Origin of the sequence: Pedobacter hartonius (assembly GCF_900107535.1) — a bacterium.
Lineage (GTDB): Bacteria > Bacteroidota > Bacteroidia > Sphingobacteriales > Sphingobacteriaceae > Pedobacter > Pedobacter hartonius.
Genome location: NZ_FNRA01000004.1, coordinates 199,266 through 212,299 on the forward strand (window position 1 = coordinate 199,266; position 13,034 = coordinate 212,299).

Sequence of the window (13,034 nt, forward strand, 5' to 3'; positions counted from 1 at the left end):
TTCGATGGTAGATTTTATTTGAGTAGTTTGTACGAGTTTTCAGGCCCTGTACGGAAGATGGTACGTCGGCTGTTTTACTTTACAGCATGTTAATCAGCAAGCCAGTTAACCGTTTCATGCCATGTGTGTCTAATGCATAACTTATGAAAGTCAGGATTTACTTTCTGTTTCTCGTTGCTATTGCAACTCCAAAGTTTTCCATCGCGCAGTTAAGCCTTCAATTTAGCCTCGTCTGAATTCAAGGCTTTTAAAGGTACCGATTGTTCTGCTGTTCTTCCTATAATTACTTTCATATCAATTGTTGATGTGGCAGAATATAAAAAATTTGATCCGGCCATAACTCTTTCTGTTAGCTTTGTTGTTACCTTTATCAAAAGTTGTTCAATCAGTATTGTCTTCATTTAACTGGCCACTAATATCAAATTTTGATGTCAAATGATTTTATATTGTTATTATGATAGATTTAGCTTGCGCTGAGAATCAAATTCATTGTGTCACGAATTTTCAAGATCTTATTTCTACGCCATTTAGAGGAGAAATTAATGCAATCTGCTGGACTCGCAAACTAACAGGTGATTTTTCTGAAATTGTTAAAAAGGTAGAGCTAAGCGGAAATATAACGGAAATTGAACAAGAGGAACTTCTTGAACTTCAGTTGAGTGAACAGGGACAACTTGCCCGCGAAATTCTCTTAAATGATTTGAAAGTATTGGAAGCTAATGGCGCATCGCCAATGCTTAATGTGATCAACTATTATGATCGGGATGATACCTGCCCGTTTTTTCCAACCGATGTTTATTCTTTTCATGTAGATCGCTCTCCTATACCAGTAGATACCTTTTTATGCACTTATTATGGCGAGTCGAGTGAAATATTGCCAAATTCACAAGGCACAAAGAAAGTACTTATTCCAGAAATACGAGCTAAACTTGAAAAACTATATGATGGAGCAGATGAGGATTTTGAATCATTCCTAAGTGAACATTTCTTTGATCTGCACTATCAACCTAAACCTAATACAGGCCCAATAAGCTTAGGCCTCGGTCACCTATGGAGATTGGCGGTGGATCATCCTGAAAGTCAAGTTCCTCCTTGTCTTCACCGTGCACCGAAGGAAAAATACGGGCAGAGCAGGTTGTTGCTGATTTGTTAAACCTAATTCGTGCTATTCTATATATCTGATATTCAATAAAAATTGATATGATATATGTAGGAATGATTTCTCAAAATACAAACTTTTAGGGATGAGGTCATCGAAATTGATGCCATGTCCTATCAGTAATCAGAATAAATTGATTTTACTCAACTATACTAATAATAAAGTTTCTGCGGGTTTAGCTTTCTCCTTTTCAATTTTTTTATCCCCCATTCCTTCATTAATATTCGGTGAGCAAATAAAATTATAATAAACCGCTGCAGCATTTTGGCCCATTATTTTAAGGTTGTTGATACTTCGGTTTAGGCTGCGGAGCCAGATGCTTCTTATTTCCCGCCGTTTCTATACGCCCTGCAAGTCAAGCACACTCAATCACATCAGCCATTAATACGTAGAATAGCTTCTTTGCATTCGATTCATTGATTTATTAACCGATTGCAATAATAATGCAGTGCAACATTGATTATATTAACGACAGCGATAATTCAGGTTTAGTTAGGTACAGTTCGGGCGGTGTATGCCGCCCGTCTGTTTTAATATCGCAATTTTCCAAAGCCTTCCATAGTGCTCAAATTCCTGGATTTTATTGGGATCAACTTTATATTAAGAAAGCAGGAAATCATCAGTTAGTCTTTTAAGTTAAATGGGTAAAGTTTCACAAATGGAATTGAAATGTTTGGACTACAGGTATTGCACCTATTTTAGTAAGGTCAGCAATTTGCTATTCAGCTCTTCTCCCCTCAAATTTGTGGCAATAATCTTTCCATCAGGATCCAGCAGGTAGTTTTGAGGGATGGCACGGATGCCATAAAGTTTTGCTGTTTCACTATTCCAGAATTTTAGGTCAGAAAGCTGCGTCCATTCCAATCCATCTTTCTTGATCGCTGCCAGCCAGGAATCTTTTTTGCCAGGCTGATCCAGTGACACCCCTATAATTGTAAAATTTTTATCTTTATAATTTGCAAACGCTTTTACCAAATTTGGATTTTCCGTACGGCACGGACCGCACCAGGATGCCCAGAAATCAAGCAAAACGTACTTGCCCCGGAAACTACGCAATGCTATTGGCTGGTCATTGGTATCGTTCATTGTAAAATCTGGTGCAACCGATCCAATTCCTGTTGTATGTGTTGCCGCAATGAGTTTGGCGATCTCCAACCCCGAAACGGTTGTACGCAATGCGGGAGATAAACTGTTGTATAGCGGCTCTATAAGCTCCAGTTTCAAGTCCGGTCCAATCAATTCATTAATGATTTTTAAATTGATGAATGAGGCTGGATTTTGTTTGATGTATTTTAATTGGATTGTTTTCTTCTCAGCTGTTGCAACATCGATTTTTGCCTGAAGCGATGCAGTGAACACCGTGTCTTCTCTTTTTTGTTGTGGAGCTGCCTGGTAGGCCGCATTGGCGGCTGCAACTTGCTGTTCAGGAACCTTGATCAGGTTTATATATTGCTGATTTTCTGTATTGACTGCTGAACCGCTGATTGTCGCGTACTTGATAGAGTCTTTGCTCATCAGCGTGACACTGCCCTTGTCTAAATAAAACTTTAAAATATCTGAAGCGAAAGAGACTTTTTTCAGTCCAGAACCATCGTGATCTATCAGGATGTGCGCAGGTACCGGATCAGTAATAACACCACTGAAGGAGAACGTACCGTTACTAAGCTGTACAGAATCAAGAACCTGTTTCCCGGCTAAGGGGTAAGAAAGATAAGCTTTGGTAGCTGTTTTGGAAGTACTTAATGTTCCTTTGACGGTAAATTGTGAAGATTGGGCCATGGACAGGACTGGTGCAATGCCCAGGGCGATAAGAATTAGTTTTTTCATTTTTGTTTTTTTGATATTAAATTAGTTATGTCTACGTTCATGCATCTGTGCGCAGTTAAGAGGCGCTATTGCTTTTATAAATAAGAACGAATTCATCATTAATTATAACCGGGGTTTTGTTTTACATTGTGGTTCCTGTTTATTTCATCCAGAGGTATTGGATATAAAGCGTCAGTTTCTTGCCAGGTAGGTCCTTTTAGTGGTGCAAGTACACTCGCTGCCTGTTTAGTTCTTTTAAGGTCAAACCATCGGTGTCCCCACTCTGAGAACAGTTCAAGTCTCCTTTGTTTTGCAACCTCACTAAGACATTGTGCCTGATCCAGGCCGATAAGTGGCGTTAAGAGACCTGCTCTTTTACGTATTTTATTAAGATCCTCCAGAGCAAGACTTGTTTGTCCTTGTTGAGCCCTGGCTTCCGCCCTGATCAAGAACAGCTCTGCAAGTCTGATAACCATAGAATACTCGCTTATCTGACCATTGACTGTTGTTCTGATTTTATATTTATAGGGAAAGTAATAGTCTACTGAACCATCGGAATATTTGTTTATCCATTTCGTTTTCCTTAGATCACTGGCATCGAACTTTGGTAAGATATCAGGGGGTATTGACACAAAAGAAGGCGTGGCGATTAAATTAAAAAAAATACCCTCCTGCGTGTTTGATCCTTGTGTTGGCATTAACTGCCATATGGCCTCCTGGCTATTTTTTAGAAAAACATTATCTAAATTGTCTAATAGCGAATACATTGCTGTTTGATCAATTACTTCAGCAGATTTCTGAGCAGCGAGATCCCATTTCTCTAAGTAAAGGTATACTCGGGATAATAGTGCTTTTGCTGCCCATTTATTCGGTCTGATACGCTCTATTGTCACATATTCAGATTGCAGCAATGTTTCAGCCTCAGTAAGATCTTTAACGATTTGGGCGTAGATTAATTCTTTTGAAGAATTGCCATTTTTTTCGTTTATCCTATAATCAGTAGAAAGATTTAATGGTACTTCGCCGAATAGATTTACCAGATAGAAATAAGAAATAGCCCTCACAAATTTAGCTTCGCCCTCTAACTGCCTTTTCGTAATCTCCGAGATACCGGTAGAAGATTCAAGCCCAGCTAAAGTGGCATTTGTAATATAGATGTAATTATAGGTTTCTGCCCAAAGATAAAGGCCGATCTTGCCCTCGGATGGTAAGATTTCATTTTTGTAAAAACCATCTAGTGTAGACGAATGGCTTTTTAACTCATCTGAAGAAAGACCGCATAAAACAGATATTGAACTCTGACCTCCGGCAAAAGCTCCAAAACTTGCCATTTTGCTATATATTCCTGTAATTGCAGATGTTGCAATTGCATCATTAGAGAAAAGTTCAGCAGGAGTGGCCGCATTTATTGGAGCGTCTATTTTCAGAAATTTTTTACATGAATAATTCCCTGATGCGATTATCAGGATAAAAAGCACTAATTGTTTTTTTATATTTTTCATTACGTTATTTTTTAAAGAGTTAGCTGTATTCCTGCTGTATATACCTGAAGAGGGGGTAAACGAGAGCCGCTCTGTGTTTCTGGATCTAAGCCTTTATAGTGTGTGATTGTAAAAATATTTTGACCTTGCAAAAAGAATTTTGCGCTACTAATTTTAGCCTTTTTTAGTAACCGATTTGGAAAATTATAGCTCAGTGAAATATTTTTCAGCCTGATATAGGACGCATCGCTCAACGCAAAACTCCCATAATTGCTTGCATAAATTGAACCTAGAAATGCAGGAAAATCCGTGCTGAATTTTTGATATTTGGCATTATCCCCCTGATTTTTCCAGTTATTGATAAGAAAGGCAGGTTGATTGCTCGTTGGATTGGAAAATGTAAATTTTCCAGGTGTCTCGGGAAAATTTGTTAGTTCACCTATTCCACTTTGTTTTACAAATTGGAATAGGAAATCCAGTCCTATATTATGATAAGTAAATGAATTTTGCAATCCGCCATAAAATTTACGACCATTAAATGCAATTACATATAGATCCTTATCAAAATCAATTTCACCATTTTTATCATAATCTTCACTAATGTATAACCCTGTTTGAGGATCTACACTCGTATTGTACAGTTTTTTTATCGTTAAAGGTTGGCCAATCACATATTTTGAAGCGTCGGCACTTGTTGCCAGTCCAGGATATTCTATCAATTTATTACGAGGTATTGTTATATTGAAAGAGGTATTCCAGGTGATAACTTTGGTGGCGATGTTTTTTGTGTTTAATTCAAACTCCCAGCCTGTATTTTCGATTTTGGCCGGCAAATTGTCTTGTATGCCTGTAAATCCGGTACTCGGGGGGAGCTGTTTTGAAACAAGTTGGTTAGAAGACTTATTGCTGTAATAGTCTGCTGACAATCTGATTCGGTCGTTTATAAAACCAAGATCCAGGGCAAGCTCAGCTTTTTTGTTTACTTCCCAGGCAAAATTTGGATTTGCCAGGGTTGACGGTGACACTGTAGATATTCCTTGATAATTTAGCGTTGGTCTCCATAATTCGAGGTATCCATAATCTGGAATTTGATCGTTCCCTGTAATACCATAACTTCCTCTTAGCTTAGCGAAGCTAATGAAAGGTAAGTTTTCCTTGATATAATTTTCTTCACTGATCACCCATGCTGCTCCTATTGCGCCAAAGTTTGCGAATTGTTTATCTGTTCCAAAACGTGTACTTCCGTCTCTTCTTCCGGTTAAGTTTAGAATATATTTATCATCTAAAGTATAATTCAGACGACCAAATGCAGCCGTATAGCGGTATTGAAGGTAGGTATTTTGAGATATACTCAATGTTGATGCAGAGCGTAAATCATTAATTAGCGCGTCACTATTAAATCCCGAACCTCTCACATTCTGAAATTTAATTAACCCCTGTTGGAAAGTTGTGCCTAAGAGTGCATTTAAGGTGCCGTAACGCAATTTTTTTACATAATTCGCCTGTGCTTCAAAGATCCAGTTGCTTGTAGAATTATTGGCGAAATTTGAAATTCTTCGTTCAGGGCCATATTTGTTTACCGGTGCATAAGAACTTAGGGGAGTTCCTGAATATTCATTTCTATTCAAAATATTATAACCGAAACTTGTTTTTAATTTTAAATCAGGGATTATTGTATAGCTAAGCAGAGCATTCCCAATGAGATTGTTTGTTCTGGCATTAAATGGTTTTCGTGTTTCTGCAATGGGATTTGTGTACAACGTATTGTTTTCCCAGTTCAACAATCCCTCTTTATTGAGTAAGGCAGGGTAATTCGGTGCGAGGGTAATATATTGCGTCAGATCGACCTGAAATAAATTGCTGTTCACATCACTATAATTAGCGTCAATTATAGCATTGAATTTTTTGTTATCTGAAAGATATTGTAAGCTAAAATTTCCAGAACCCCTGGTATAAGATTGATTACCTATGAATACAGTACCTTCCTTATAATAGTTTCCTCCAACAAGATACGTTATGTTTTCTGTGCCTCCAGAAAGTGATGCTTGTATAGTAGTAGTCGGTGCTATACCACCTATCAACTCTTTTTGCCAATTGGTATACCTATTTTGATCCCAGGCGTTCAAGTCATAATCGGTTGATGCTACTTGAAGATTATCATTTTTTAAAGCTTCTTTTCGCATCGAAATGTATTGTTCAGTATTCATCAGATCCATCATTTTGCCAACTCTGGATATGCCCTGAGTAATTGAAATATTCGTTTGTGCTTTGCCGACTTTGCCACGTTTGGTGGTAATCAGGATTACACCATTTGCGCCCCTTGAACCATAAATTGCAGTTGCATCCGCATCTTTCAAAACTTCTACACTCTCTATATCGTTCGGATTAATACTGGCCAAAGGGTTTGCATTGGGTGTGATACCGACTACACCTGGACTCAGACTTACTGAGCTAAAAGGAACTCCGTCAATAATATAGTAAGGGTCGCCTCCCTGTTGCAGACTATTCTTTCCTCGTATTTGAACAGTGAAGCTACCCCCCGGGACACCTGTAGTTTGTGTAATTTGTACCCCGGTTAAATTTGCTTGCATAGCTGCCAGAACATTATTAACAGGTTGTTTCTCAATATCCTTTGATGTAATCCTGGAAATTGACCCTGTTCTTTCCTTTTCTTTTACGGTATAATATCCTGTATTAATCTCTACTTCTTCCAACTTAGCATCGGCCACATTCAAGGTTAAACTTCCCATATCTGAAACAACCTCGATTTCCCTTGACTCATAACCAATATAGCTAATAACCAAAACTGCTTTCTCATCAATACTACTTAGAAAAAATGCACCGTTCTGGTCTGTCTTTACAGATCTGTTTGTTCCCTTAACCGCTACAGTCGATCCCACTAGAGGCCCACCATTTTCATTCAGCACTTTCCCTTTGACATCAATTGCCCGAAATCGAGCCATCAGGTTTTTAATAAAGGAAGGCTCTGATCTCTCCTTTATAACTACCGTCTTGTTGTTGACTTCATAAGTAAGGGGCTGGTCACTAAAAATCTTGTTTAGTACAACTTCTAAGTCGATGTCTTTAACTTTAATGTTAATAGGTTTTGCTTTTTTTAGCAAAACATCCGTATAAACAAAGTTATATCCACTTTGCTTTCTAATGTCCCGCAAGACGGTCTTTAGCTGCCCATTGGTCTGAGACAGACTGACTTTCTGTGCAAGTCCTGCGGCGCTGACTTGCATTAATGCCGCTATTAGTATGACGGTGGTTAGTCTCATAGCAAGCCACATTTTACGGTATAACGAATGCGTTATACCTTGTTTTCTGGTATAAATTGAATACATTTACTTTTAGTTTGGTTCGTGCAGTTTGCCTCCTGTCCTCGAAAAACGTCGGCATTCTGCGGTTAATAGTTGATTTTTTAAATTAATTGGCCAAACACAAACCAGGGGTGCTTCACTTCTGGTTTGTTTTTATGAATTACTTTTTCTGTCGTAAGTTTCTGATCATCCCTGGTGAAATTTAAAGGTTAATAATTCTGTTAATTCTCGGTTTTTTATAGGGGGATTGAGAATATGATGAGAAAGCTCAACGTAAAACATAGATTCTCCTCCCTTCAATTTTGAATTTTATTCTTCCGGTTGATTCCAAAACACTGAGTACTTTGGAAACGTTGTCGAAACGGGAGACAACTCCACTGAATTTATCTAAGGGGATATCTCCCTGATAAATCACTTCTACCGTATACCAGCGTTCAACCATTTTCATCACGCTTTTTATACTTTGTTCCTCGAACATAAATTCGTTATTCTTCCAGGCGACAGCTAATTCTGTATCTGCACTGAAAATCTGCATGTCATTGCCCGCATGGACTGCTTGCTGACCTGGTTTTAAGGTTTTTGAAACGCCACTCGCTGTAATATGAATACTACCTTCCAATAAAGTTGTTTTTGCCTCAGGATCATCCGCATAGGCGTTAATATTGAAATGAGTGCCCAAAACATTAACTTCCTGATTGTATGTAGTTACGACAAATGGGTGGCTTTTGTCTTTAGCAACTTCAAAGTAACCTTCACCCGTTAAAGAGACATGCCTTTTCCCAAGTTTTGCAAAATTAGCAGGATACTTTAACGAAGACTCCGCATTCAAAAACACGACTGAACCGTCAGGTAAACGCACCTGCGTCTGTTCCCCACGAGATGTACTCAGGGTATTAAATTCAGCATCCCCGCTATTTTGATCAGTTACCTCATAAATGATCTGCCCGTCTTTGGATCTTGAAATCTTCACACCAGACTGATTGGCAATATTTCCTGTCAGGGCACTATTTATAAAGATTTTTCGGCCATTAGCCAAAGTAAGGGTAGCGCCCATTTTTCCAGGAGCTACATCATTTTTATAAGCAACCTGATCCGTCTTGTTTTCTGTATCACTATTAAAATAAAATAATCCTGCCCCAAAAATGATAGTTGCAACAGCAGCAGCAATTGCAATTCGCGGCCAAAGTCGGGTCAATTTAGCAGGTTGCTGAATACGTTTGAAGAGTCCGTTTTCGATGCGATGCTCTAACTGCAATAATTCCTGCTCGCTTAGCAAAGCAGTGCTTGCTGGTTCATCACGGAAAAGCAGGTAGTAACGATCTAACACATCAAGTTCTTCCGGCGTCGCTGTGCCATCCAGGTATTTTTGAACAAGCTGTTGAAATTCATTCTGATTCTTGCCGGTCATAGCATCACTGTTTTCTATACAGTGTCTTATTTTTTAGTAACTCCCGACCGAAGTGAAAATATATTTTTATTGGAACTTGTCCAGGAAAAACGGCAATAAGATCAGGAAATTACCAAGATCTGTTTTTAAGGCAACTTCTGTATAACGAAGTGTGTTTTGAACGGTCTTTTGCGGAACACCCATTTCCTGACTGATCTGTTCTGTTGAGTGCTCATTCATGTAACGCCTTACAAAAATTTCCCTGCGTTTTTCTGGCTGTGCGGCCAACCATCTTTCCACATATAAATGTAATTCTTTTAAAAACAAAGCGGAATCTGCACTGTCGTCCTCATAGATTAAGTGTTCCAAAGGCTCCTCAAAAGAGGGTAATGTTTTTTTACGGCGGTATTGCCGGTAAACGGCATATTTAACAGCGGTAATTAAATAGGCTTTCAGGTTAACAATTTCTCGATCTGCTTTTTTTTCCCATAGGTCAGCGAATATATCCTGCACCAACTCTTCACTTTGCTGCGCATCGTTCAAACGGCGGCAGCATTCATTGTAAAGTACTTTCCAGTATTTTCGGTAAATCAAACGCAACGCACTTTCATTACCTTCCTTTAATGAAAGCAGTAGTTGTTCATCCGTAAGTTCACTTGGTTTATCCATGCTTCAACTTCCCAACTTGATAAACTACAGGTTTGATTACGACTAATTTACTAAATTGTTAGCACAATATTAATTAAAATACTGGAATAAAGCATTACGGCAATACTAGAGACAGAAAATGCCCCTTAAACCATCCGAAACTAGCTAGATAAGCCGAAATTCATATAGCCAGTTTAAAAATGCTCCTTTAATTCAGGTGGAATTCTGTATGGCTTGATTTTTAATAGGTTTTTTGTCCTTCAATTTAGTTGCTGGAGCAGTGCGTCACTTAGTTTCTTAGTGTTTTTCCCTTTTTTCTTTGCCTGGCTGTCCTTTATTTTCTGAAGTTCAGTTTCCATCAGTCTGGCAATATCTTTTTTGATAGTTCTCTATGATGTCTGCTGAAAGGCAAATGAACAGTTTTGAAAAACTAGTGAGGCCAGGTTGCATCTTAACAATGGAAAATAAAATTAATGGAAACTAAAATTACAGTAGTAACAATGCTGATTGATTTCATTTTGTAGTCTTAAATAGCAGCAGAATTCTGTAGTTTAGAAATACAATCTACCAGATATGAACTTAAGAACTCTTTTTTTGATGGCACTCCTTATGGTATCAATAGCCAATGTGCAAGCCCAGATCAAACTGGATACCAGGCTGTTTAAAAATAGTGGCGAAGCAAGCATTGCTATAGATAATGAATTGGTTCAAATTACCTGGCCCACAGGTGAAGCGCAGTTCGGACAAGTGCAGTTTGATCTTTCTTCCAAAGCGCCTTTGTTCCGGAGAATCTCCGTAGGTACAAAAGCGGAACCTGTTACGGTATCTGAGGAACTGGATCCGGTGTTTTTGCTCAGCATAGGCAAACGCGATTTGGTATCTCAGAACGGATGGAATATATTTTTTGATAAGGTTCCCTTGAAACCTTTTAAGATGTTCCCGGTTGTCCTTAAAAAGGATTCAATTTCTATTGAAACTGTAGGTAGCCGAACGGTGGTAAAGATCGGAAAGCTGACTGCTGATCACTTTACCGGAGTATTGGAAGTAACTTTTTATAATGGAAGTCCGCTTTTTAATATAGCTGCTGTAATGTCTACCCAGGCCGATGCCACTGCGATCGTATATGATGCGGGGCTGGTCAGCAATGATCAGAAGTGGAACCAGTTGTCCTGGATCAATACTGCAGACGAGCTGAAATCTTCAGCAGTAAAGTATACGGACAGTGCCAGCAATCTTGCTGTGAAGTACCGTAGTATTGCTGTGCAGGGCAAGGCTGGGAGCATTGCTGTTTTCCCGGCTCCTCATCAATATTTCTATCCGCTTGATGAAGCGTTTAACCTCAGGTTTATCTGGTATGGAAAGAATTACCGGAACAGCGTACCTGGATATGGGATCGGGATCCGGCAGGAGCTGCAGGGCGACCAGCGATATGTGCCCTGGTTTAACGCGCCGCCAGGAACACAGCAACGGCTGAACTTCTTCTGTCTGCTCAGCAGCAGGGGTAATGGCGATGCCTTAAATGCAGTAAAGAAATTTACTAACGCGGACCGTTACGTAGCTATACCAGGTTTCAAAACCATGTCAAGCCATTTTCATAATGAATTTATCATGAAAGTAGTGCTGGCTAATCAGCCTGTTCCGGAAAAACCGGAGTTTGTTGAAGTGTTCAAGAGGATGGGAGTGGACATTGTGCATCTCGGGGAATTTCATTATACCGCTCATCCTAAAGGACCTGATTCGTTACGTTTGAGAGAATTAACAGCTTTGTTTGAACAATGCCGGCGTTTATCAGGTACCAAATTCCTGCTGCTACCCGGGGAGGAGCCGAATGAGTTTTTTGGGGGCCATTGGCTGCAGATCTTTCCCAAACCTGTTTATTGGGTAATGTCGCGCAGCAGCAGCCAGCCTTTCGTAGAACAAAGGCCGGGTTTTGGTAAGGTGTACCATGTTGGCAACAAAAGCGATATGCTAAAATTACTGCAGGAGGAGCAGGGACTTGCCTGGACGGCACATGCCCGTACCAAAGGTTCTGTGAATACCCCGGATGCTTACGCTCATGAAGATTTTTTCAAATCTGACCGTTTTATGGGAGCTGCCTGGAAAGCGATGCCGGCCGACCTTTCACAACCGCGGCTCGGGAAACGTGTGCTTGATCTGCTGGATGATATGAACAACTGGGGGGAAAAGAAAACGGTAATTGCAGAAGCCGACCTGTTTTCCATTACCCGGGAGAACGAGATGTATGCCCATATGAATGTGAATTATATGATGCTTGACCATTTGCCCAGATATGATGAAGGCTGGAAAGCCCTGGTGGAGAGTATGCAGCGGGGGAAATTCTTTAGCACCACCGGAGAGGTACTGATCCATGAGTTAAGGGTAAACGGAAAGTTGACAGGTGAAACCTTAATGTTAAACGCAGCAGGTACAGCAGATGTCCGTTTGAAACTGAGCTGGACCTTTCCCTTGAATTTTATTGAACTCATATCAGGTGATGGCAAAAAGGTATACCGGGAGAAAATTGATTTGCGGTATACCAAAGCTTATGGTACCGAACAGTTTAAGTTTCAGTCGCGTTTAAAAGGCAGGAAATGGATGCGGATTGAAATCTGGGACACTGCAGTGAACGGAGCCTTTAGCCAAACATTTTATTTGAAACAAAAAAAGGTTTAAACCAGGATTTAAGCTTTTTCCCCTAAATCATTTGCTTCGTACAGATCATGAACTTGCGGTTATATCGCTGACTGAGCTGGCTGTTACATCCTTTTATGAGTGATTTTTTCTTTGCATTTTTCTGAACCGATTGACTTGAAATAAAACAAAAAACCTGTTAAATCATACGGTTTAAGCGGTTTTTCCGACTTTTAGAAGTGTGATTGTCGCCCTGCCTGTACAAAGTCCGAGTCATTTTATCTGTGATTTGAGTAGACTTGCAGAACTTTTACATCTTAGCAGTATATATTGCAAAATGGATAAATCAAATTAAGCTGATCCCATTTCGCCAACATAACTTTTACTCTCATTGCTTTCGATATTATTATTTTGAATTTGAAAATGGTGTGTAGGGCGACAAACACATCGTCATTTTATTCAGCTAGGAACATTTTACCTTATTGCGTTCAGTCTAATTTCGACATAATCAGTCAATGCTGAAAACACATCATGGCCGTCAAACACAAGTACTGATAATGTTTGTATAGGAACTACGAGTCCTATAAGCCTTTTAGATA

Annotated in this window: 9 protein-coding genes; 2 read left to right on the forward strand and 7 right to left on the reverse strand. The window is 39.4% G+C overall.

Going from position 1 to position 13,034, the window contains the following annotated elements:
* Positions 1 to 209: 209 nt before the first annotated feature.
* The gene (locus BLW16_RS09390) at positions 210 to 401 is read right to left on the reverse strand and encodes a hypothetical protein (protein ID WP_090556326.1); all 192 of its coding nucleotides are present in this window, start codon (positions 399 to 401) and stop codon (positions 210 to 212) included.
* A 53-nt stretch (positions 402 to 454) separates the two neighbouring features.
* On the opposite strand from BLW16_RS09390, the gene BLW16_RS09395 reads away from it, so the two are divergent.
* Positions 455 to 1,153, forward strand: coding sequence for a hypothetical protein (locus tag BLW16_RS09395; RefSeq protein WP_090556327.1), 699 nt, complete (start codon positions 455 to 457; stop codon positions 1,151 to 1,153).
* 153 nt (positions 1,154 to 1,306) lie between these two features.
* Here BLW16_RS09395 and BLW16_RS23865 read toward each other — a convergent pair whose 3' ends face one another.
* From BLW16_RS23865 to BLW16_RS09420, 6 genes are all read right to left on the reverse strand, one after another.
* The gene (locus tag BLW16_RS23865) at positions 1,307 to 1,432 is read right to left on the reverse strand and encodes a hypothetical protein (RefSeq protein ID WP_262497157.1); all 126 of its coding nucleotides are present in this window, start codon (positions 1,430 to 1,432) and stop codon (positions 1,307 to 1,309) included.
* Positions 1,433 to 1,852: 420 nt separating this feature from the next.
* The gene (locus BLW16_RS09400; protein ID WP_090556328.1) at positions 1,853 to 2,986 is read right to left on the reverse strand and encodes a TlpA disulfide reductase family protein; all 1,134 of its coding nucleotides are present in this window, start codon (positions 2,984 to 2,986) and stop codon (positions 1,853 to 1,855) included.
* Between the two features lie 98 nt (positions 2,987 to 3,084).
* Complete coding sequence (locus tag BLW16_RS09405) at positions 3,085 to 4,467, reverse strand: RagB/SusD family nutrient uptake outer membrane protein (protein WP_090556329.1); 1,383 nt, start codon at positions 4,465 to 4,467, stop codon at positions 3,085 to 3,087.
* 11 nt (positions 4,468 to 4,478) lie between these two features.
* Positions 4,479 to 7,727 (reverse strand): SusC/RagA family TonB-linked outer membrane protein, encoded by a 3,249-nt coding sequence (locus BLW16_RS09410; RefSeq protein WP_175470530.1) that lies wholly within the window; start codon positions 7,725 to 7,727, stop codon positions 4,479 to 4,481.
* A 310-nt stretch (positions 7,728 to 8,037) separates the two neighbouring features.
* Entirely contained in the window at positions 8,038 to 9,177 is a 1,140-nt protein-coding gene (locus BLW16_RS09415) for a FecR family protein (protein ID WP_090556331.1), read from the reverse strand.
* Between the two features lie 66 nt (positions 9,178 to 9,243).
* Positions 9,244 to 9,825, reverse strand: a complete 582-nt coding sequence (locus BLW16_RS09420) for an RNA polymerase sigma factor (protein WP_090556332.1) — start codon at positions 9,823 to 9,825, stop codon at positions 9,244 to 9,246.
* Positions 9,826 to 10,377: 552 nt separating this feature from the next.
* On the opposite strand from BLW16_RS09420, the gene BLW16_RS09425 reads away from it, so the two are divergent.
* Positions 10,378 to 12,477, forward strand: coding sequence for a CehA/McbA family metallohydrolase domain-containing protein (locus BLW16_RS09425; protein WP_090556333.1), 2,100 nt, complete (start codon positions 10,378 to 10,380; stop codon positions 12,475 to 12,477).
* The last annotated feature ends 557 nt before the right edge of the window (positions 12,478 to 13,034 follow it).